The organism is Streptomyces sp. NBC_00258, assembly GCF_036182465.1.
Classification (GTDB): Bacteria; Actinomycetota; Actinomycetes; order Streptomycetales; family Streptomycetaceae; genus Streptomyces.
On sequence record NZ_CP108081.1, the window covers coordinates 1,921,407 to 1,943,366 of the forward strand.

21 protein-coding genes are annotated in these 21,960 nt (G+C 70.2%); 17 read left to right on the forward strand and 4 right to left on the reverse strand.

The features are described 5' to 3' along the window. The first annotated feature begins 29 nt into the window (after positions 1–29). The 9 genes from OG718_RS08950 (at position 30) to OG718_RS08990 (ending at position 6,827) form a co-directional block, all read left to right on the forward strand. On the forward strand, positions 30–773 hold the full coding sequence (locus tag OG718_RS08950) for an SDR family oxidoreductase (RefSeq protein WP_328843839.1): 744 nt from the start codon (positions 30–32) through the stop codon (positions 771–773). A gap of 1 nt (position 774) precedes the next feature. Then, the gene (locus tag OG718_RS08955; RefSeq protein WP_328843840.1) at positions 775–2,007 is read left to right on the forward strand and encodes an aspartate transaminase; all 1,233 of its coding nucleotides are present in this window, start codon (positions 775–777) and stop codon (positions 2,005–2,007) included. A gap of 38 nt (positions 2,008–2,045) precedes the next feature. After that, positions 2,046–2,720: a 4-carboxy-4-hydroxy-2-oxoadipate aldolase/oxaloacetate decarboxylase gene (locus OG718_RS08960; RefSeq protein WP_328843841.1), complete on the forward strand. Its 675-nt coding sequence runs from the start codon at positions 2,046–2,048 to the stop codon at positions 2,718–2,720. A 221-nt stretch (positions 2,721–2,941) separates the two neighbouring features. Further along, positions 2,942–3,562 (forward strand): DUF5994 family protein, encoded by a 621-nt coding sequence (locus tag OG718_RS08965; RefSeq protein WP_328843842.1) that lies wholly within the window; start codon positions 2,942–2,944, stop codon positions 3,560–3,562. 5 nt (positions 3,563–3,567) lie between these two features. Further along, complete coding sequence (locus tag OG718_RS08970; RefSeq protein WP_143641283.1) at positions 3,568–3,837, forward strand: hypothetical protein; 270 nt, start codon at positions 3,568–3,570, stop codon at positions 3,835–3,837. 6 nt (positions 3,838–3,843) lie between these two features. Continuing rightward, the gene (locus tag OG718_RS08975) at positions 3,844–4,332 is read left to right on the forward strand and encodes a DUF5994 family protein (protein WP_143641282.1); all 489 of its coding nucleotides are present in this window, start codon (positions 3,844–3,846) and stop codon (positions 4,330–4,332) included. Positions 4,333–4,605: 273 nt separating this feature from the next. Beyond that, positions 4,606–5,274 (forward strand): hypothetical protein, encoded by a 669-nt coding sequence (locus tag OG718_RS08980; RefSeq protein ID WP_328843843.1) that lies wholly within the window; start codon positions 4,606–4,608, stop codon positions 5,272–5,274. Next, entirely contained in the window at positions 5,271–6,032 is a 762-nt protein-coding gene (locus OG718_RS08985) for an ANTAR domain-containing protein (RefSeq protein ID WP_143641281.1), read from the forward strand. Before OG718_RS08980 ends, OG718_RS08985 begins: the two co-directional genes overlap by 4 nt. A 78-nt stretch (positions 6,033–6,110) precedes the next feature. After that, positions 6,111–6,827 (forward strand): GAF and ANTAR domain-containing protein, encoded by a 717-nt coding sequence (locus tag OG718_RS08990; protein ID WP_143641280.1) that lies wholly within the window; start codon positions 6,111–6,113, stop codon positions 6,825–6,827. A 46-nt stretch (positions 6,828–6,873) separates the two neighbouring features. Here OG718_RS08990 and OG718_RS08995 read toward each other — a convergent pair whose 3' ends face one another. Further along, positions 6,874–7,692 carry a SigB/SigF/SigG family RNA polymerase sigma factor gene (locus OG718_RS08995; RefSeq protein ID WP_143641279.1) on the reverse strand — a complete coding sequence of 273 codons (819 nt, stop codon included), beginning with the start codon at positions 7,690–7,692 and terminating at the stop codon, positions 6,874–6,876. A 279-nt stretch (positions 7,693–7,971) separates the two neighbouring features. Between OG718_RS08995 and OG718_RS09000 the strand changes: the two genes are divergently transcribed. After that, positions 7,972–8,622 (forward strand): hypothetical protein, encoded by a 651-nt coding sequence (locus tag OG718_RS09000; RefSeq protein WP_328843844.1) that lies wholly within the window; start codon positions 7,972–7,974, stop codon positions 8,620–8,622. A 139-nt stretch (positions 8,623–8,761) separates the two neighbouring features. Here OG718_RS09000 and OG718_RS09005 read toward each other — a convergent pair whose 3' ends face one another. Then, positions 8,762–9,112, reverse strand: coding sequence for an ANTAR domain-containing protein (locus tag OG718_RS09005; protein WP_328843845.1), 351 nt, complete (start codon positions 9,110–9,112; stop codon positions 8,762–8,764). A gap of 393 nt (positions 9,113–9,505) precedes the next feature. On the opposite strand from OG718_RS09005, the gene OG718_RS09010 reads away from it, so the two are divergent. After that, complete coding sequence (locus tag OG718_RS09010) at positions 9,506–9,862, forward strand: PRC-barrel domain-containing protein (RefSeq protein ID WP_143641277.1); 357 nt, start codon at positions 9,506–9,508, stop codon at positions 9,860–9,862. 61 nt (positions 9,863–9,923) lie between these two features. After that, positions 9,924–10,094 carry a hypothetical protein gene (locus OG718_RS09015; protein WP_186001343.1) on the forward strand — a complete coding sequence of 57 codons (171 nt, stop codon included), beginning with the start codon at positions 9,924–9,926 and terminating at the stop codon, positions 10,092–10,094. Positions 10,095–10,215: 121 nt separating this feature from the next. Here the strand turns inward: OG718_RS09015 and OG718_RS09020 are convergent, their stop codons facing one another. Continuing rightward, positions 10,216–11,298: a sugar ABC transporter substrate-binding protein gene (locus OG718_RS09020; RefSeq protein WP_328843847.1), complete on the reverse strand. Its 1,083-nt coding sequence runs from the start codon at positions 11,296–11,298 to the stop codon at positions 10,216–10,218. Further along, complete coding sequence (locus OG718_RS09025; RefSeq protein WP_143641275.1) at positions 11,295–13,874, reverse strand: SpoIIE family protein phosphatase; 2,580 nt, start codon at positions 13,872–13,874, stop codon at positions 11,295–11,297. Before OG718_RS09025 ends, OG718_RS09020 begins: the two co-directional genes overlap by 4 nt. A gap of 378 nt (positions 13,875–14,252) precedes the next feature. Between OG718_RS09025 and OG718_RS09030 the strand changes: the two genes are divergently transcribed. The 5 genes from OG718_RS09030 (at position 14,253) to OG718_RS09050 (ending at position 21,960) form a co-directional block, all read left to right on the forward strand. Continuing rightward, entirely contained in the window at positions 14,253–15,341 is a 1,089-nt protein-coding gene (locus OG718_RS09030; RefSeq protein ID WP_328843848.1) for a sugar ABC transporter substrate-binding protein, read from the forward strand. 42 nt (positions 15,342–15,383) lie between these two features. Further along, positions 15,384–16,166, forward strand: coding sequence for an ATP-binding cassette domain-containing protein (locus OG718_RS09035; protein ID WP_143641273.1), 783 nt, complete (start codon positions 15,384–15,386; stop codon positions 16,164–16,166). A gap of 5 nt (positions 16,167–16,171) precedes the next feature. Next, complete coding sequence (locus tag OG718_RS09040; protein WP_328843849.1) at positions 16,172–17,443, forward strand: sugar ABC transporter permease; 1,272 nt, start codon at positions 16,172–16,174, stop codon at positions 17,441–17,443. 199 nt (positions 17,444–17,642) lie between these two features. Continuing rightward, a complete protein-coding gene (locus OG718_RS09045) occupies positions 17,643–19,907 on the forward strand; it encodes a protein kinase domain-containing protein (protein WP_328843850.1) in 2,265 nt (754 codons plus the stop codon). A gap of 139 nt (positions 19,908–20,046) precedes the next feature. Beyond that, the gene (locus OG718_RS09050; protein ID WP_328843851.1) at positions 20,047–21,960 is read left to right on the forward strand and encodes a serine/threonine-protein kinase; all 1,914 of its coding nucleotides are present in this window, start codon (positions 20,047–20,049) and stop codon (positions 21,958–21,960) included.

The window sequence follows — 21,960 nt, forward strand, 5'->3', positions numbered from 1 at the left end:
CTCTCCAGGATCTCTAGGAGTGCATCCACATGCCCTTTTCCGACTACAACGCCGCCCTGGTGACAGGAGCCTCGACCGGAATCGGAGCGGTGGTCGTCGAACGGCTGACCAAGCAGGGGCTCGAAGTCCACGCCGTCGCCCGGAACGCCGAGCGGCTCGAAGACCTCGCCCGGCGTACGGGCTGCACCCCGCACGCCGTCGACATCACCGACACCGCCGCCCTCACCGAGACCCTGCGGGGCCTCGAGGTCGACGTCCTGGTCAACAACGCCGGGGTCTCCCGCACCGGGAACATCCTCTCCGCCGACGAGTTCGCCGTGGACGAGCAGATCGCGGTCAACCTCCAGGCCGTACTGCACCTCGTGCGCCTGATCATGCCCGGGATGGTCGAGCGCGACCTCGGGCACATCGTCAACATCAGCTCCATCGCCGGCGTCTACAACTTCGGCGGGAACACCGTCTACCACGCCACCAAGGCGGCCGTGCACACCCTCTCCCGGCAGCTGCGCGTCGACGGATACGGCCGCCGCATCCGCGTCACCGAGATCTGCCCCGGCCGGGTCGAGACGGAGATCTTCGGACGGCTGCTCGGCGACATGGAGGAGGCCCAGAAGCAGTTCTACGACGGCTACGAGTCGCTCAAGCCGGAGGACATCGCGGACGCCATCGAGTTCGCCGTCGACTCGCCGCGCCACGTGAACATCGGCCACATCGAGATCCTGCCGACGTTCCAGGTGCCCGGTGGCCTCAACTTCGAGAGGCGGACCGACTGACATGTCGACCTCCACAACTGCCGCGACCGCCCTGCGCGTTCGGCGCATCAAGCCCTCGCCCAGCACCGCGGCCGCCCAGCGCGTCCGTGAACTGAAGGCACAGGGACTCGCCATCCTCGACCTGACTGTCGGCGAGCCCGACTTCGACACTCCAGATCATGTGAAGGCCGCCGCGGTCGAGGCGATCCGGCGGGGCGACACGAAGTACACGCCGGTCAACGGCACGCCCCAACTGCGGGCCGCCATCGCCCAGAAGCTGGAGCAGCGGCACGGGCTGCGCTACTCCGCGGACCGGATCGCAGTCGGCGGAGGCGCGAAGCAGGTCATCTTCCTCGCGCTGATGGCCACGCTGGACACGGGCGACGAGGTGATCGTCCCCGCTCCGTACTGGGTGTCGTATCCGGACATGGTCCTCGCCAACGACGGCACACCGGTCGTCGTGCCCTGCCCGGAGTCGGAAGGCTTCAAGCTGACTCCGGAGCGGCTGGAGTCGGCGATCACCAACCGGACGCGATGGGTGATCCTCAACGCCCCTGGCAACCCCACGGGGGCCGCGTACACGGTCGACGAACTCCGCGCCCTGGCCGACGTGTTGCTCGCCCACCCGCACGTCCAGGTGCTGACCGACGAGATCTACGACGAGATCTGGTTCGAGCCGGGTCAGGTCCCCAGCCTCGCCGCCGTCGAACCACGCCTGACCGACCGGGTGTTCCTCACCAACGGGGTCTCGAAGGCCTACGCGATGACCGGCTGGCGGATCGGCTACGGCGCCGGCTCCGCCTCGCTGGTGGCGGCCGTCAACACCCTGCAGTCGCAGATCTCGTCCTGCCCGTCGTCGATCAGCCAGGCCGCTGCGACCGCCGCCCTCACCGGCGACCAGGACTTCGTACGCGAGTGTGTGGCCGTCTACCGCGGCCGCCGCGACGTGACCGTGAAGCTGGTCGACGACATCCCCGGTCTGTCCTGCACCCCGCCCAGTGGCGGCTTCTACGCCTTCGTCAACTGCACGGACGTACTGGGGAAGCGGACCCCCGCGGGTGAAGTGATCGGCTCGGACGAGGACTTCGCCCGCTATCTGCTGGAGTCGCAGCAGGTGGCGGTCATCCACGGTGCCGCGTACGGATCACCCGGCTACTTCCGGATCTCCTTCGCGACCTCCACCGACGTCCTCACCGAGGCCTGCGAGCGCATCGGCCGCGCCTGTGCGGACCTGTCACCGGCCGGCCACTTCTGAAGACCTGCCCGTCCCTCCTGAAGACCCGAAGGAGCGTCATGATCCGCGTCAACACGAAGTTCGACCGGCCCGACCCGGACCTGGTCGAGCAGCTGAGCAAGTACTCCGCCGCCACGATCCACGAGGCACAGGGCCGCCTGGGCGCCCTCGACTCGACGATCAAGCCGGTCGACCCCGCGATGTCGCTGTGCGGCCCCGCGTTCACCGTGCGCTGCGCTCCCCGCGACAACATCATGCTGCAGGTCGCCATCGCCCACGCCCGGCCCGGTGACGTCATCGTGGTCTCCGCCGGCGAGTACGCCGAGGCGGGCTCCTTCGGCGACGTACTGGCCAACGCGTGTGTCGCCAAGGGCCTGGGCGGCCTCGTCACCGACACCGGCGTCCGGGACACCCGGGAACTCCGCGAACTCGGCTTCCCGGTCTTCTCGTACAGCGTGTGTATGAAGGGCACCGTCAAGGAGACCGTGGGGCCGATGGCCGAACCGGTGCTGATCGGCGGCGAGATCGTCCATCCCGGCGACGTCGTGCGCGCCGACGCCGACGGTGTGGTGGTGGTGCGGCGCGACGACGTGGCGGACGTCGTGCGCAGGTCCCAGGAGCGGGTCGAGGCGGAGGACGCCTATATCGCGGCTTACCGCGCCGGAAAGAGCGTCATCGAGGTCAGCAACCTCGCCGCCGTGCTCGAGGCGAAGGGGCTCGTCATCGACGCGTAGCCGCCCGCCGGCCGACCGCTCACGCCTCGCGATTCGGACGTCGACGCCGAGACCGGCTGTCCGGCTCCACCGCCGTGCCCGGGCACGGTCCGTGAGGCTTGCCGGAGGAGTAGGCTGGGGTTACCGAGAGTATTTCGCGCACCGGCCTTCATGCTCGTGTCGTTTTCGGCGATTGACTACGCCGGTGCCGGTTCCGACCGCTCCGGAGCAGGGTTCGCACCATGACTGCGACCGTTTCGTACGCGCCGACACTCGAAGACCCGCCCTCTCCTCCGTCTCTGCGGATGTCGCTGGCTCCCAGCGGTTCCGCACCGGCTCTGCTGGACGGCGCCTGGTGGCCCCGCTCCCGCGATCTCGGGGCGGAACTTCCCGCACTGACCGCCGTACTGGATTCGCTGTGGGGGCGGATCACCAGGGTCACGGTGAATCCCGCACACTGGCCGACCGTCCCACGCAAGGTGCCCGTCGCGGGGCATGTCGTGAAGGTGGGCTCGTTCATGGCCCAGCAGGACCCGCACCAGATGTTGCTGCTCTCCTATCGCGTGGGCCGCTGGGACCTGCTGGTGATCCCTCCGCAGACGAATCCCGCCTGGGCCGCCTGGCTGCTTGCCGCCGCGAGCGACCCACTGCGCACGTCGACCGCGAGCGAGCTGATGGCGGAGGCGGCGCGCCTGGGCACGGAGACGGAGACCGACCGGACCGTCGAGGCTGTCTGGGACTCCGAAGGAGGCCATGAGGCCGGTGGCCCACCCGCGGGTTCGCGGATCCCGGCGGTGACTGCTCCGGTACTCGGCACACCGGAGGTCGCTCCTGCGACGCCGCATCCGGCGAAAGAGGTGTGAGGGCCATGGAGACCTTCCTGACCGTAGTGGTGATCCTGGCGATGGTGGCTCTGGGCGCGTTCCTGATCCACCGGCTCAACAACCAGCACGACGAGCGCATCGCGGCCTTCCGCTTCAGCCGCTCCCTGCCGGCTGTCCGGGGACCCGGGCCATCGGCCCCGCCGCAGGTTCCCGGTCCCGCCGCAACGAGCGCAACCGGTGATCGCCGAGCCCAGGGCGACGGTGGCCGTGGGCGACTCCGGTCCTGGGCCTGGGCCCGCACACAAGGGAAGTGAGTCATCATGCTCCCCGTCCAGCTCCTGGCGGACACCAGCAGTGAGCCGGTGCTTCCCGGCACCGCGGTGCTGCGGTTGGAGACGACCTCCAAGCGCACGGGGACGTTCGACGGCGCGTGGTGGCCGAGGTCCCGCGACATCGGAAGCCAACTGTCCGGCCTGGTCATCGCACTGACGGCCCGGCTCGGCAACATCTCCCGAGTCGGCCTCGACAGCAACGACTGGGACGAGACCCCGGGCCATCTGGTCGTCGCGGGGCATACGGTCCGTATCGACTGGTCCGCCGTCGGGGACAGGACGATGATCGTCACCCGGGGCTCCCAGGACCATTTCCTGTTCCTGGTGATACCTCCGCAGGCTGCCCCCGCACCTGCCCGCGCCGCGATGGCCATGGCCGTACGGGACGACAATGCCGCCTCGGCCGGGCATGTTCTCGCCGCTGCCGGTGTCACCCCGGCCGACCGGACCGTCGTAGCTTCCCGTTCTCCCGGCTGACGGCTGACGGCTTCGGCAGGAGTCTCAGTACTCAGCCAGTCGCACCATCCGCAGCCCAGGACCCCGGCCGCCGCACCACGGACAGCAGGCCGGGGTCTTCCCGTGCCGTGTGTCTCCCGGACCGCTCGGGTCCGGGAGGCAGCATCGACGTGAGGAGTGTGAGAACCATGGGCGTTCTGACCACTGTGCAGAAACCACGCCTGCTGCGGACCTTCGAATCCGACCCGTCCCATGCCCTCAGCTGATCCCCGCGCGGTCCCGGGCAGTGGACGGGTGGGCGCGAACCTCCGAGGCGGCGAGTGGTCCGCCACGAACGCGGTGCGGTTGCGTCGGGCGAATCGCAGGCTGGCGCAGAGCCTGGGCGGGGAGCTGGCGGATCTCTACGTGGCCTCCCGCAAGACGTCACCCCGTGATCCGTACCGCCGGACCGACCGGACCGACCGGACCGACCGGACCGACCGTCAGAGTTTCCTGAACCGTCTAGCATCCGACATCCGTCGGCCGGGGTTCGCCATGGTGATCGCGGAGACGGACGGCCTGGTGGGATGCGCCTTCGGATTCCCGGTGCGCGGCGAAGGCTTCTGGTGGCCGGGATTCGACGGAGCTCTGCCGCGCGGCATCGAGCAAGTCGCCGAGTCCGGCAGCGTATTCGCGATCGTCGACACCCTGGTCCGTCCGCATCCACGGGACCAGGACGTGGCACGCCGGCTGCAGGAGCGACTGCTGACCGATCACCGGGCGTCGCTCGGCACCACCTTGGTGGACCGGGCCGATCACCTCACGCTCAGCGCACTCCACTCCTGGGGGTGGCTGGACGCGGGAGTGGTCTGGAAGTCCACGAGCGCCACGGTGCACCGGGTCCTGGTCCTTCCCCTCGGCGAACGCGCCGCGGCGAAACTGGAAGGCCTTGCCGACGATCCCTGGACGCGGTGGCCGGGGTGAGGCCCGACAGCCGGTCCACCCGGATACAGGTGCTGGTCGCCGAGCAGGCGGCCCGGCGCGGCGCCCGGGCCGGTGTGGTGGACGTGTGCGCCGCGGCCGTGGCTGCGCTGCCGGTCGGCGGGGCCGGGCTGTCGGCGATGTCCCGGACCGCGGCGAGCCATCCGCTGTGCAGCACGGACGACATCAGCGCACAGCTGGAAGAGCTCCAGCTCACGCTGGGCGAGGGACCGTGCGTGGACGCCTTCGTACGGGGTTGCGCCGTCTTGACGCCCGATCTGCTCACCGGTGAACTCCAGGAGCACTGGGCCGTGTTCGCCGATGCGGCTCTGGAAGCCGGAGCACGCGCGGTCTTCGCGCTCCCCCTGCAGATGGGAGCGATCATCCCGGGAGTTCTGGACCTGTACGCCGACGTGCCGACCGTCCTCGACGCCGAGGAACTGGCCGACGCGCTGGCGTTCGCCGATCTCGCGACACTGCTCCTGCTCGACACGCAGATCGTCGAGGCGGGCGCACCGGTCGACGGTGCACCGGAAGTCCGGGGCTTCGAGGACCTGGGCGCCTACCGGGCGGAGATCGACCAGGCAAGCGGCATCCTCACCGTCCAACTCGGCGTCGGCATCGAGGAAGCATTCATCCGGCTCCGCGCCCACGCCTATGTGCAAGGGCTCCGGCTCGCCGACGTGGCCGCCGACGTGGTGGCCCACCGGCTCCGCTTCTCCCTCGACGCGGAACCCGACCGGACCGACGAGGAAACCTGACGCACCGGTGCCGACCGACGAACGTGCCGCACTTCCCGCCCCCTCCCGGCGGGACTAGTCTCAATCAAGGGTGTCACGATGAATCAGCAGCTCCTGGCCAAGACCTTCGTCGAGCTGGCGGACAACCTGGTCGCCGACTTCGACCTCATCGACTTCCTCCGTCTGCTCACCGACCGCTGCGTCGGCATGCTCGGCGCCGGCGCCGCCGGGGTGCTCCTCGCGGACCGGGACGGCAAACTGCGCGTGATGGCCGCCTCCGACGAACAGGTACGCCTGCTGGAACTCTTCCAGCTCCAGAACGACGAGGGACCCTGCCTGGAGTGCTTCCGCACCGGGCAACCGGTGATCGTCCCCGACCTGACCCGGGAGGTCGACCGCTGGCCGCGCTTCGTCACGGCGGCCCACCGCAGCGGATTCGGCGCCGTCCAGGCCCTGCCCATGCGTCTGCGGGACGAGGTCGTAGGCGCGCTGAACCTGTTCCGCGCCACCCCCGGCCCCTTCGACCCCGCCGCCACCCTCATCGCCCAGGCCCTGGCCGACGTCGCCACCATCAGCCTCCTGCAGCAGCGCACCACCCACCGCAGCACCGTCCTCAACGAACAACTCCAGACGGCGTTGAACAGCCGGGTGCTGATCGAGCAGGCCAAGGGGAAACTCGCCGAACGCCAGAACATCGACATGGAGCAGGCCTTCTCCGCACTGCGCGGCTACGCCCGCTCCCACAACCGGCGTCTGGTCGATGTGGCGCGGGCGTTCATCAACGGCTCCGAGCCCCTCGTCGGTCTGGACGCCTGACCATCCGGGCCCGCACCCCGGCGTCGCCCATGCACCCGAAGCATCGTCATGACGCCCTCCTCAGATCGTGGGTCTCGGCCCACACCTGCTCGCGCAGGCCTGCGCAGATGCGGGTGATCAGACGGGATACATGCATCTGGGAGAGGCCGAGTTGCAGGGCGATGCGCTGCTGGGTCATCTCGCAGAAGAACCTCATGTAGAGGATCTGCCGCTCTCGTTCGGGCAGTGCCTGCAGGAGCGGCCGGAGCGCCTCGCGGTCGACGACCCGGTCGAAGCCGGGCTCCATGCCTCCGAGGGTGTCGGTCAAGGGGTAGCTGTCCGCGGAGTGGCCCGGCAGGGCGTCCATGGACAGGGCGGTGTATGCCTCCAGGGCTCCCTGACCCAGTCGTACCTCCGCCTCCGTGAGGCCGGTGTGAGCCGCGATCTCGTGGACCGAGGGTTCGTGACCGTTGAGCGAAGCGCACTCGTTGCCGGCGGAGCGGACCCGGCTGCGAAGCTCCTGTACGCGCCTCGGCACATGCACAATCCACAGGTCGTCGCGGAAATGCCGCTTCACCTCTCCGAGGATCGTCGGTATGGCGAAGCTCGGAAAGGCGGTGCCGAGGGTCGGCTCGAAGCGGGACACCGCCTTGACCAGGCCCAGTTGGGCGACCTGCTCGAGGTCCTCGAAGGACTCGCCGCGATGACGGAAGCGCCGGGCGAGCCGCACGGCCATCGGCGCCCAGGCGCACACCACTTCCTGCTGCAGCGCCGACCTCTCCGGGCCCTTCGGTAAAGCCGCGATACGGCGGAACGCGGCGTCGGTGTCCGGGGCGTCGTCGTAGACACGTCTGGCCGGCCGGTTCTGCGTGGGTGCGTTCGGCATGGGCACGTGTCTCCCTGGTCGGTGGCATCGCTCACCGTGGGAGCCGTCGGACCGCAGCACACTGGGGAGCAGCGACAGCTGCTCCCACGGGCGTGCCTCCGGTCTGAAGCACGTCCAACGTGTTCCCTGGCAGCCCGCTCTCAAACTCCCAACGGGCCCCGGTCCAGGGCCGATCCCGGGCTATGCTCGTGAGTACGCGTCCCAGACCCCGGCGGTGCACTGCCAGTTGGCAACGATGCCTGTCCCACACGTCTCCCAGTGTCTGGAACCGAGGCGCCCATGCGCACCCCGCCCCAACCACACGACCCCGAAGTTTCCGAGCCGTCCACGCTGGACACGGTGCGGCTGCGCCGGCTGAACCGCTGGCAGGCCGAGGGACTGCGGGAGGACCTCGCCGATCTGTACGTGGAGTCGTCCGCCGCCTCGCCCGGTGAGGAGTTCCACGACCGGCAGAAGTTCCTGCTCCGCCTGGCGGACGACGTACAGCTGCCGGGATTCGACATGCTGGTCGCCGAGGCCCGGTCCCTGACGGGGTGTGCCTTCGGAGTCCCGGTGTCGCGCGACGGCTCCTGGTGGCAGGGGTTCCACGGTCCGCTGCCGCAGAACCTGGAACAACTCACCGCGTCCGGACATGTCTTCGCGATCCTCGATACCGTCGTGCACCCCCACCAGCACTCCCACGGGCTCGCCCGCAGGCTGCAGGAACGCCTGCTCGGTGACCACGAGGCTTCGCTCGGCGTCACCTTGGTGGAGCAGGCCGACCGCTCGGTCCGTGCGGCCTTTACGGCCTGGGGCTGGCAGGAAGCAGGACAGATCCACCGGATGCCCGGCCCAACAGCCTTTCAGGTACTGGTTCTTCCCCTCGGCGAACGTACGTCGGCGCATCCGGACGGCCTCGCCCACAACGACCGGACCCAACGGCCCGAGTAGCCGAACGGAGCAGGAACCGTGGGGGTGTTTGGGACTCGTCGGCAGGGCTACTCAGCAGAGGCGTCCGACGGCCGGCCGGGACGAAGGCACCGGAGAGTTGAGTTCACAGCTCCCGGTGCCATCCGTCGGGCGCACGCCGTCACCCCCGGTCCGCCGCGTGCAGGCGCCGCAGCGCCCGGCTGAGCTCCCGCCGTATCTCTACCGGGAGCGTCTCGTCGTCCGTCGTGGCCACCAGGGCCGCGGCCACGTCCCGGAGCTTGATGTTGCAGTGCTGCGACACACCCACGAGCAGGTCCCAGGCCCTCTCGCTGGAACACGGCGCCAACGCCATCACCATGCCGCGGGCCTGGTCGATGACCGCACGGGTCACCAGCGCCCGGCCCAACTGCTCGTTCCTGGCGCGCAGTTCGACAACCTCGGCCAGCAGAGCCGCATCCCTCGCCAGATCGACAGCCGTCACCAGCCGCTCCACTTCGCGGTGAGTGGTCACCTGGTGCACGGTGGGCCTCCCAGGACCGGAACTGGACATCGCTGCCGGGGACTGGGGCCTCACCCGGCAGCGTAGTCCTGCCCAAAGCCTGCGGATACCGTGCGACACCTGCAGGTACTTTCTGCCATGGACGGCTGCCGCCCCGGCCCTCGATCGCCGGTTTCCTCCTCTGGCGCACAGCGCGAGCACGATGCATTCGATGCTGCACTCACGAATGTTCGACCCGCACAGACCGTAGTAAAATCGTTGCGGGTGGTGCACTCTCACGTGCAACCGCCCGGAAGGGCGACTCCGGCGTGTTCACGCCGGAGTCGTTGCCTCGGCCGATGCGCGGCCGTGATCTTCCGTGGAGCAGCCGACGTCGGCGAGCGCCTCGCTCAGAGGGGAAACGGCATGATCCAGGCAGCCGATATCCGAGAATGGCGCAACCAGGACGTCGTCGATCCGAAGGGGCACAGGATCGGCGCCCTCGAAGCGGTCTACGTGGACACCGCCACCGACGAACCGGCCGTGGCCACCGTCCGGACCGGACTGCCCACCCGGCAGCGGCTGGTCTTCGTCCCCCTCGACGAGACGACCCTCGGGCCGGGCTACCTCAAGGTCTCCTATGCCAAGAGCCTGGTGAAAAAGGCCCCCTCGATCGGCACGGACGACATTCTGCCCGCCGAGCAGGAGGAAGAGATCTTCCACTACTACGGCATCGCCTACAAGCCGGGGGCCAACGGCGAGCGGCAACTCGCGCGCCGCTGAGACCGGCGGTCCGCTGATACTGCAGCCTGCTCGAAGGGACTCGAAGGGAGGTGCGCGGGCGATGGTGCTCTTCCTGCTGATCGTCCTCGCCGCTGTCGTCCTGGGGATCATCGGCGTGGCGGCGGACGGCCTGGGCTACTTGCTGGTCATCGGCATCATGCTTCTGGCAGCCGATGTGATCGTTGCCGCCGTCGTCTGGTCCCGGCGCGCCAGGCGGCGTCCCGTTCGCTGACCGGAGCCGGGCTGTTCCGGGACCCCGTTCGCTGACCGCGGCCGGGGTGTTCCGGTAAAGGGATCGGATCCCTTGGCCCCTCCTCCCACGCCCTCCGATGCTCCCCCCGTTCCCCGTTCCCCTACCGGGTCAGCCCGGCCTTTCCGCAGGCGCGACGGAGTTCCTGGGTGCAGATCTGGTCGACGGTGTAGACGCCGCCCTTGACGAGTGTCTGCTTGATGTTGTCGACCGTCACCGCGCGCGGAGTGAGCAGGACGGACGGGATGCCCTCGGTGGTGGGGCTGTCGGTCGTCGTGGTGGCGATGTCGTCGAGATCCTCGCCGCGCGCCAGGGCGACGGCCATGGTGGCGGCCGCGTCGGCCTCGGCCTCGAAGGGCTTGTACACCGTCATGTACTGCTCGCCCCTGATGATGCGCCGCACGGCCTCGATGTCGGCGTCCTGGCCGGTGATGGGAGGAAGCTTCCCGACACCGGCGCTCTTGAAGGCGGCGATGGCGCCCGCGGCGATGGAGTCGTTGACCGCCAGGACGCCGTCGATCCGGTCGGGGCCGAGGCCCCCGATGGCGGCGGACATGTTGGTGTGGGCGTTGTCCTTGCTCCAGCCCAAGGTGTCGTACGACCTGCTGATCGTCACCTTGCCCGTGATGACGGACAGGGCGCCCCGCTTGTACCACGCCGCGTTGGGGCTGGTCGGATCGCCGTTCAGCATGACGACGTTCTTGCCGTTCGCCCTGTCGTCCATGGCCTTCAGGAGGGCCTCGCCCTGGAGCCTGCCGACCTCCTCGCCGTCGACCGTGACGTAGCCCGAGACCGGGCCCTCGGCAAGCCGGTCGTAGGCGACGACCGGCACATCCGCCTTGCGGGCCTCCTGGATCGAGGAGCGGAGCGCCTTGGTGTCGGCGGCGTCGAGGATCAGGACCTCGACCCCCTTGGTGATCATGGACATCATCTGTTGCCGCTGCCTCGCCGCGTCGTTCTCGGCGTTGCCGTACTCCATGGTGCAGCGGGCACACAGCTCCTTGAGGCGCCGCTCGATGAAGGGCTTGTCGGAGTGCTCCCAGCGGGGCACCGCCCGGCTCGGCAGCAGCAGACCGACGGTGAAGCCGTCCGTGTCCGCCGCTTCGTCTCCTCCACAGGAGGCCAGGGACATCGTCATGAGCCCGGCGACGAGCGCCGCCACGACCTGCCGCGTACGGGTTCTCATGGCACAGCCCCTTGTTCCGTCCCGGGTTCCGGGTCCGCGGGAGCCGGCTCGCGCCGCGGCACGACAATCTCGCTCCACACCTGCTTGCCGTCGGCCACCGGCATCGAGCCGAAGGACTCGGACATCGCCTCGACCAGGAGCAGACCCCGACCGCCCGTCGACTCCCAGTCCACGGTCACCGGCTTGGCGGGCGCACGCGGCGAGGAGTCGGTCACGCAGACCCGGAGCCGGTCCCCGCGGAGCATCAGATCGACGCGTACCGGCCCCTGGGTGTGCACCAGGGCGTTGGTGACCAGTTCGGACACGACCAGCAGCACCGAGTCGGCCACGTCCTCGACGGCCCACTTGCGCAGCGTGCGCGCGGTGAAACGGCGGGCGTGCATGACGGCGTCGGGCAGCCGCCAGACCGCCCAGCCGGCCCGGATCGGCCGGGTTCTCATCCCGTCGTAGCGCAGCAGCAACAGCGCCACGTCGTCCTCGCGGCGGTCGACACCGCCGAGCAGTTCGTCGGCCATCCGCCCGGGATCCGAGGGATCGGCGGCGGCGAGGGCGTCGCATGTCCGCCGCATGCCTTCGTCCAGGGGCAGGTCGGCGGCCTCGACCAATCCGTCGGTGACCAGGGCGAGCACCGTGCCGGGGGTCAACGCGACGGCGGTCATGGGGAATTCCGCCTCCGCGAGGATGCCCAGCGGGAGCCCGCCCTCGACCTGCACCTCCTCGGCCCTGCCGTCGGGATGGCGTATCAGCGGTGAGAGGTGGCCGGCCCGGACGAACAGGGTGTTGCCCTCCTCCAGATCCAGTTCGACGTAGCAGCAGGTGGCGAACAGGTCGGTCTCCATACCGACGAGGAGCCGGTTGGCGCGTGAGACCACCACGTCGGGCGGGTGGCCCTCGACCGCGTAGGCCCTGACGGCGGTACGCATCTGGCCCATGATCGTCGCGGCCCCGGCACTGTGTCCCTGGACGTCGCCGATGACCAGCGCCACCCGGTCCTCGGAGAGGGCGATGACGTCGTACCAGTCACCGCCCACCTGCAAGCCCCGTCTGGCGGGCAGGTAGCGGGCGACAGCCGTCCCCCCGGGCAGCTCAGGGAGGCGCCGGGGCAGCAGACTGCGCTGCAGCATCGTCGCGAGCTCCTGCTCGGCGTCGTGCGCGTGCGCGCGGTTGAGGGCCTGGCCGACCAGCGCCGCGGTGGCGGTGAACAGGGACCGCTCCTCGGGGACGAAGTCGTGGGGCTCGTCCCAGCCGACCAGGCACACGCCGGCGACCCGGCCCTTGGCTGGAAGCGGCAGCACGGCCAGACCTCCGGCACCGATACCCGAGAGTCCGGGTTCGAGGGCCGTGCCGGCGGACCACAGGTTCATCCGTCCGTCCCGCAGCGCCATCTGAAGCGTGGGCAGGGCGCTGACCGGTGCGTCGGGCCACTCCGAACGCCACTCGGAACGCCATGTCTCCGGCCAGGCGGCGGGCTGGGGCGGGTCCAGAACGGTGACCATGAGCCGGTCGTCCCGCAGCTCGGCGAGCGCCACCCGGTCGGCGCCCAGCGGCTCGCGCAGGGCGGTGACCACCACCCGGCCGACGTCACGGACCGTCGTCGCGTCGTCGAGTGCGGCCGTCAGCCACTGGATCCTGGACACGTCGTCGGCGCTCTGCCGCAGGACCGAGGTCGCCGTGACCACGCCCAGCACCTGTTCCGGACGGTCGTCGGTGCTCGCGACCACCCGGCAGGTCAGGCTCAGCCAGCGCATTCCACCGGTGGGGCGACGGATACGGAACTCCAGCTCCCGGCGGCCGAACGCCTGCGTGGACGGCTCCAGTACCGAGATGAGCGCGTGCATGTCCTCCGGTAGGGCGTGCGCGAGCAGGGTGTCCACCTTGCCGTCGAAGTCGTCGGGGGTGATGCCGACCAGGTCCAGCAGCGCCTCGTCCGCCTCGATCAGACCGGTCTCCGGCATCAGGACGAACGAGCCGACGCCCAGACTCCGCAGGGCGGGGCTCAGCAGCGACGACGGCTCGGGGTGATCGGCCTCGGTCCGGAGCATGCGGGCGATCACGTCGGCGTACCGCTCCAGGAAGCGCCGCTGCTCGGTCTCGAAGCCGACCGCGGACTCTCCCACGACGACGAGACAGCCCAGCCGCCTGCCCTCCGTCCCGAGCGGCAGGGCGGCGAGCGGTGCCTCTGTCGGCGGCGCCTGGGTGTGCGGTGGCGTCGGCCCGCCCTCGGTGTGCCGGCCTTCGGTGTGCCCGCCCCCTGAGCGGGGGGCGAGTTCCGCCGGATCCAGCCACAGCGGCCGGTCGGTGCGGAAGGCGTGCGCCGCCGGTGCGTCACCGGACAGGGGCACACGCTCCGGCGGCAGGTACTCGGACATGGCACGTCCGGCCGTTTCCACCAACCGGAGTTCGCCGTTCCCGGCATCGGGCACATAGACCGCTGCCAACGCCACTCCGGCGAACGTCAGGGGCCTGTCGCTCTCGGCGGCCTCCGGCACAGGTGACCGTGAACCGTTGTCGTCGGCGCCGACCCCGGACTCCCGCGGTTCCGAGACTCCGGCCAGGGCGCGGCCGTCATGATGCATGTCCGCGACCTACCTCCCGTCCATGCGGCAGGTGCCGCTGGGTTGAGACCGGGCGCCCATGTACCAGAATCGCATATCGGGGCGAAGCCGACAGATCTGGTTGATCGCCGTGAGTGGCAGGTCCGTCGCGCAGTGCCCTGCGCCCGTTGTCGAAGGCCGGAGCCGGACCGCTGCGAACGTCGGCCGGAGCCGAGCCGCTGCGTTCGCAGATCACCACGGCCGGTGCCACAGTTAAGACGTGTTCGCCTTGCCACGCCGATCACACGCCAGCCCTTGAGGCCGCGACGCATCCGGGCCCCTGACCGTCGGAGGGGCCGGGCGCCGGCAACCGTGAGCGCCCCTCGTCACGCGAGGTGAAGGACAAGGGAGGTCTTTCACATGAAGGCCTGCATCCGGGGCGCGGCCATCGCCTTGACCGCGATCTCGACGGCCGTTGCCCTTGAGGCCTGCGGACAGGACACCGAGGACAACTCCCACACCGGGAACACGCCGATGATCGGCGTACTGCTGCCGGACTCCACCACTGCCCGCTGGGAGACGCAGGACCGCCTCTTGCTCCAGGAGAGGATCACGGAGCTGTGCGACGACTGCACGGTCGAGAACGCCAACGCCAAGGGCGATGTGGCCATCCAGCAGGAACAGGTGGACTCGATGCTCACCAAGGGGGTCGACGCCATCGTCCTGGTGGCCGTGGACGCCAGATCGCTCCGCCCCGCGGTCAGGAAGGCGGACGAGGCGGGCGTCCCGGTCATCGCCTACGACCGCCTCGCCGAGGGCCCGATCGCGGGCTATGTCTCCTTCGACGGCGAGGAGGTGGGCAGGCTCCAGGGCAGGGCACTGCTCACAGCGATGGGCGACAGGGCGCCCGACGACCAGATCGTCATGATGAACGGCGATCCCAGTGACCCCAACGCGGTGTCGTTCAAGAAGGGCGCGCTGTCCGTGCTTCAGGGGCGGGTGAAGATCGGCGAGGCGTACGACACCCTCCAGTGGAGGACGGAGACCGCGCACATGAACATGTCCGCCGCGATCGCCGCCCTGGGCGTCGAGAACATCGACGGGGTCTACGCCGCCAACGACGGCCTCGCCGCCGGCTGTATCTCCGCCCTCAAGTCGAACAAGGTCACCCCGCTGCCCCCGGTCACCGGGCAGGACGCCGAACTCGGAGCCGTGCGACGCATCGTCGGCGGCGATCAGTACATGACCGTCTACAAGCCCTTCGGACCCGAGGCTTCCGCCGGCGCCGCGATGGCCGTGGCCGCGGCCCGCGACGAGAGCCTCGACCGGGTCGCGAAGGGCGAGGTGACGCCCATCGGCGGGCACACCGTTCCGGCTGTGCTGCTCACCCCCGTGTCCGTGACCGTCGACACCATCGAGGACACCTTGGTGAAGGACGGCGTCTACACGGTCGAGCAGATCTGCACCCCCCAACTCGGGGCCGCCTGTGACAAGGCCGGACTCACCTGACGAGCAGGTTCCGACCAGGTCCGGCCCACCCCCGGGAAGGAGATGGTTTCCGTGCCGAGTCCCCCCTTGCTGGCACTGCACGGCGTATGCAAGCGCTACGGCGTCATCGAGGTCCTCGACGACATCGAGCTGGAGATCCACGCCGGACAGGTCGTCGCTCTGCTGGGCGACAACGGGGCGGGCAAGTCCACCCTGGTCAAGGTGATCTCCGGGGTCTCCCCCGCGGACAGGGGCTCCATCGAGTGGGAGGGCCGGGCGGTCCACATCAGGCGTCCCCACGACGCCCGGGACCTCGGCATCGCCGCCGTCTACCAGGACCTCGCGCTGTGCGGAAACCTCGACGTCGTCGGCAATCTGTTCCTCGGGCAGGAGATCCGCAGGCTCGGGTTCCTCGACGAGGTGGAGATGGAGCGCCGCACCAGAAGCCTGCTGGACCGCCTGACCCGAGGCATCCCCGATCTGCGCGCCCCCGTCGTCTCGCTGTCCAGCGGTCAGCGGCAGACGGTCGCCATCGCTCGTTCACTGCTCGGCGACCCGCGGGTCCTGCTCCTGGACGAACCGACCGCGGCACTGGGATTCGAGCAGACCAGCGAGGTCCTGGACCTCGTCGACCAGCTGCGTGACCGTGGTCTGGGCGTCCTGCTCATCAGCCACAACATGGGTGACATCAAGGCTCTCGCGGACCGGGCGGCCGTCCTGCGGCTGGGCCGCAACAACGGCTTCTTCGACGTGAACACCGCGTCCCAGGAACAGATCATCTCCTCGATCACCGGCGCCACGGAGAACGTGCCCCGCCGGACGGCCTCCCAGGAGGCAGGGTGGTGAAAGGGATGCGCAACACGGCGGACGGCACACGGTCCGAGCCCGCTTCACCCGGCTCCGGGGCCGGTCGGCCGCGGCGCGGGCGGCCGTTGCCCCGTGTCGCGGAGAAGGGGATCGCCGTCTTCCGGCGCAAAGTGCGCGCCGGCGAACTGGGCTCGCTCCCCGTCGTCCTCGTCCTCGCCGCGGTCTGGATCGTCTTCCAGTCGCTCAACTCGAACTTCCTGTCCCCACGGAACCTGTCGAACCTCAGCGTGGACATCGTCGGTACGGGTCTGATCGCGGTCGGCATCGTCTTCGTACTGCTGCTCGGTGAACTCGATCTGTCGGTCGGCTCGATCAGTGGTCTCGCGGCGGCGGCCTTCGCCGTGCTGAACGTCAACCACGGCGTGCCGGAATGGCTCGCCGTCGTCATCGCGGTGCTCGCGGGAACCCTGGCGGGAACCGTCCAGGGCTTCTCCGTGGCCAGGACCCGGGTGCCGGCGTTCGTCGTCACCCTGGCCGGGCTGCTCACCTGGAACGGCCTCATGCTCTACATCCTCGGGACCAGCGGCACGGTCAACCTCGACGAGAACGGTCTTGTCGCCAAGCTGACCAGCTACTACTTCACCAACGACGCCGCGGCCTACGGTCTGGCGGCGGTCGCCGCATGTGTGGTCTTCCTCGTGTCCTACCAGGACATGCGGCGGCGCAAGGCCGTCGGTATGCCGCACCGCTCGCTCCGGGGAATCGCGGTGCGCACGGGAGTGCTCGCGGTGGTCGCGTTCGCCGCCGCGTATCTGCTCAACCGATTCCAGGGGCTGCCGCTCGCGCTCCTGATCTTCCTCGTGGTGGTGGCCGGCCTCGACATCGTTCTCCGCCGCACGCACTACGGTCGTCAGGTCTACGCGCTGGGCGGCAGCATGGAGGCGGCCCGGCGCGCCAGCCTGAGTGTGACGCGGGTGCAGACCGCGGTGCTCGCGGTCTCGGGCACCATGGCCGCGATCGGCGGCCTGTTCCTGGCCTCGCGCATCACGTCGGTGAGCCAGGGTTCGGGTTCGGGCGTCCTGCTGGTCAACGCCATCGCGGCGGCCGTCATCGGCGGGACCAGCCTGTTCGGCGGACGCGGCACCACCTGGTCCGCGGTGCTCGGCATGCTGATCATCCAGTCGATCGCCTCGGGCATGGCGATCACGGACACCCCCACGGCCGTCCAGTTCATCATCACGGGCGGGGTGCTCTTCGCCGCGGTCCTCATCGACTCGCTGTCACGGCGCTCCCAGCAGGCCCGCGGACGGGCTTGACGCTCTCGTACGCATCCGTCCCGACCGTCCGGAAGACCGTCCGGGCGGTTTCTATCTGAAACGTCAAGTAATGGCCATAGGTTGCCCGGTTGCGTACACCAACTGTCCCTCCAGCACCTACTCTCGCCCCAAGTCCATTCGACGATGAACAGGCGAGCTGAGGGCAATGGAGCCACTTCGTCCCACGGATCCGGAGCACTTGGGACCGTACCGTCCTGTCGCGCGGCTCGGCGCCGGCGGGATGGGGGAGGTCTTCCTCGCCCGGGACGATCAGCAGCGGACCGTGGCCGTCAAGGTCATCAGGCCGGAGCTGGCCGCGAACAGGGACTTCCGGATCCGTTTCCGCCGCGAGGTGGACGCGGCACGGGCGGTGAGCGGCAGATACACGGCCACCGTCGTGGACGCCGACCCGGACGGCCCCGTCCCCTGGCTCGCCACCGCGCACATCCTCGGTCCGACGCTGGCCGACGCGGTCGAGGAACACGGGCCGCTGCCGCCGAAGTCGGTGCTGGCCCTCGGGGCGGGACTCGCCGAGGCACTGATCGCCGTGCACTCCGCGGGGCTGGTGCACCGCGATCTCAAACCGTCCAACGTGCTGCTCTCCGCCGAGGGCCCGCGGGTCATCGACTTCGGGATCGTCCGCGCCACCGACGGCTACGAACTCACCCTGTCCGGTGTGCTGCTCGGCTCCCCGCGGTACATGTGCCCCGAGCACGCCACGGGCGACCCGATGGGCCCGGAGGGGGACGTGTTCTGTCTCGGCTCGGTCCTCGCCTTCGCCGCCACCGGGAACGCGCCCTTCGACGGCTCGTCGGCGGCCACCCTGCTGTACCAAGTGGTGCACGGCACGCCGGATCTGACGGGTGTTCCGGACCCGCTGGACACGATCATCGAGCTCTGTCTCGACAAGTCCCCGACGGCCCGGCCCACTCCGGACCGAGTGTCGGCGGCGTGCGCGCCGGGGGGTACCGACGCACTGGACTGGGAGGGCTGGCTGCCGGAACCCATGGCCGCCTCGATCAGCCAACAGGCCGCCGACCTCATGGACCTGGACCTCGGCCCCGGTTCGGGTGCGGACGTCGTCGAGCGGGAGGCCGCCTGCGCCGGCACCGGCAGCACCGTCGCCGCCGGTGTCCGTACCGACCCGCGCGTGGCCGTTCAGCAGCTCGTCACCGAGCGCCCGAGCCCCAGCCGTGTCGTCTTCCCCAAAGCACCGACGCCCAGCCCGCCGCCCGAGAAGTCGCCCGACCCCGTCACTCACCGCTCGCGGCGACGGGCCCGGCCCCGTCCCTCCCGCCGTACGGTCCTCGCGGCCGCCGCGCTCGGCGCCGTCGGCCTTGGTTCCGGCGTCGCCGCACTGCTCGATGAGCCGAAGGAAGGGTCCGAGTCGGCTCCGAAACCGGCGGGTCCGGCGCCGAAGCCGCTGTGGGTCTACCAGGGTGACGCGCTCGTCAAGGCACCGGCGACCTTCTACAAGGACACGGCCCTGCTGAAGTCGCAGTCGGGCGCGTTGTTCTGCCTCGGCCTCGCCGACGGCACCCGCCCCCGGTGGACCTACCGGGGCGTCAGCCAGTCACCCACCCCGCCACTCCTCGTCTCGGGCGACGTCGTCGCTCTCGGCACCGGCGCGACCGTGCTGGGCGTAGACCCGGCGACGGGCGTCGAGCGGTTCTCCCTGGACTTCGGCGAGGACTTCCGGTTCGACACGCTGCTCGGCGGGTTCAGCGACCAGAGGGTCACCATCTCGGGTCTGCGGTTCAGCCGCCCGGACGGGTCGCAGGGGTCGGCCACCTCCACGAACGTCGTCCTCAACACGGATCTCCGAGAGCGCCGGGCCAATGTCATCTCCATCAGCGAGGAGGACATCGGCCTCGATCTGAAGCCCGTCATGGCATCCAGCCGCTTCGTCTACATGGACGGACTGCACCGGCTCACGGCCCGTGGCACCGCGAGCCGTGGGAACGTGGTGTGGCGCCGGCCCATGAACTCCGACTCGGACGCCCGGTCGGCCCCGGTGGTGCTCGGCGGAACCGTCTTCGCCGTCGACAGCGAACTCATCGCCGTGGACCTGGAGTCCGGTGCGGTGCGCTGGCGGGTCAAGGAGGAGAAGGGCGGATTCGCCTCCGTCGCCGCCACGGCCGGCACGGTGTACTGCACCACCAGGAACCCGCACGGCGTCCAGGCGTTCGACGCCGCCGACGGCACCCGGCGCTGGTTCCGCCGGACCCCTCGGCTCGATCTGGGCAACGCCCTCGTCGCGGGCGGCGGCTCGGTGTTCGTCACGGCTGCCCGCAACAGGGACGGCTTCTACGCGCTCGACGCCCAAAAGGGCGAGCTGCTCTGGAACTTCACCGACGGCCGGGACACCGGCATCAACGACTGGCAGCTCGCCTGCGGCAGCGAAGGGCCGTTGATCGCCCAGCACTTCAACAAGGTGTACGCCCTCCCGATACCCCGCCTCTGAACGCCGCCGGGACGGAGTTCCGGACACCCCCTTCGCCGTACGTCCTCGATCCGGCGCTCACTTGAACGGGTGTGCGGCGGGACGCGAGGGACCCGTGATGCAATGGGGCCACCGAACAGATCTTGGGGTGGAGTAGGGCGTGTTGAGCAACGGTGGGCCCGGCGCGGGAGGTTTCCAGCCTCTGGAGGACGGCGATCCGCGGGTCGTGGGCGGCTACCGGCTGGTGGCACGGCTCGGGTCCGGCGGCATGGGGCGGGTCTATCTCTCCCACACGCCGGGCGGGCGGGCCGTCGCGGTCAAGGTGATCCGGCCGGAGCTGGCCGAGAACGCCGAGTTCCGCAAGCGGTTCCAGGCCGAGGTGGCGGCCGCGAGCCGGGTGCACGGGCTCTACACGGCCCCGGTCGTCGACAGCGACACCGAAGGCTCCGTCCCGTGGTGTGCGACCGCCTATGTGCCGGGTCCGTCCCTCGCCGACGCGATACGCGACCACGGGGCACTGCCCGTCGACACCGTGCTGCGGCTGATCGCCGGTGTCGCGGAGGCACTGCAGGCGGTGCACCGGGAGGGCATCGTGCACCGGGACCTCAAGCCGTCGAACGTGCTGCTCGCCGACGACGGCCCGCGCGTCATCGACTTCGGAGTCGCACGGGCGGCGGACGCCACCTCGGTGACGCAGAGCGGCATGGCTCTCGGCACGGTCGCCTACATGGCCCCGGAACAGGCGCTCGGCGGCGAGGCCGCCCCCTCGGCCGACGTCTTCGCGCTGGGGCAGACCGCCGTGTTCGCCTCGACGGGCCACGGCGCCTTCGGGGACGGGGACGCGCACGCGGTGCTCTACCGGGTGGTGCACGAGCCGCCCGACCTCGGCCAGGTGCCCGAGGAGATACGGGAGTTGGTGGCGAGGTGTCTGCGCAAGCCCGCCGCCGAGCGGCCTTCCGTCGAGGAGGTCATTCGCTCCGTCCAGACGATCCAGGCGCATCGTGGTGACGAGGCCGGGTTCACATCGGGGGCGTGGCTGCCGGGCGAGTTGGCGGCGGGGCTGGCAGCTCGGGCCGAAGGAGCCCAACAGGCCCAGGCCCGGCCGGAGGCGGCTCCGAGCGCTCACGGTTCCGGCGGATTCGGGGCCGCGGGCTCCGGCGGCGGATTCGGCCCCGCCGGCTCCGGGGGTTTCGGCCCCGCGGCGGCCTACTCCCCCACCTCGCCGTCCCACGCGGCGCAGTCCCATGCCGCACTGCCGGGGCCGTTCGTGATGGGGTCTCCGGCGGCACCGGGTGCGTACACGCCGCCTCCATGGCCCCAGCCGCAGGAACCGGCCGCCGCGCAGACCTCTCCGGTCGCCACGGACGGCGCGGGCCGCGGGGCCCGGCGCTGGATGCTGTCGGCGGCCGCCGTCGTGCTCGTCGCCGGTGGAGCGGCCGCCGCGCTGCTGCTCGTCCCGAGGGACGGCGACAAGGACGACACCGGGGCCGCTGAGGTGGCCGCGTCGCGGACGGCCCAGGTGGCCGAGAAGTCCCCGTCGGCGTCCGGCTCCCCGTCCGTCAAGGCGTCGAAGAAGCCGAAGCCCACCAAGTCCGTGCTGCCGTCCGGCCCTTCGGGGCCCGCGACACCCACACAGGCTCCGAACCCGGCTCCCCCGGCCGCGTCCAGCGAGCCCGCGGCGCCCAAGGCCCCTGCCCCGGTGACGTACTCCGGGATCCGGATGACCGCGAGCCACGACCTGTATCTGACGGACACCCCGGTGCGCCCCAAGGCTGACACCGGCAGCTCGGACGAGGATCTGACGTACGCCGTGTACTCCTCGGGCGCTGTCCTCGCCCCCGGCACCACATCCGGCAGTTCCCTTGCCCTGCTCCCGTCGGGGCGGCCGGGAAGCGTGGAGGCGTGCAAGGCAGCGACCGGCTACAAGAGCTACATCTGGATCAAGGACCTGTCGGTCGGCCAGCAGATGTGCGTCATCAGCGGGACAGGACACGTGGGGCTGGTGACGTACCAGGGTTCGTCCGGGACGACGTACGCCACCCTGGACGTGAAGGTGTGGCGCGACGCGGCCTAG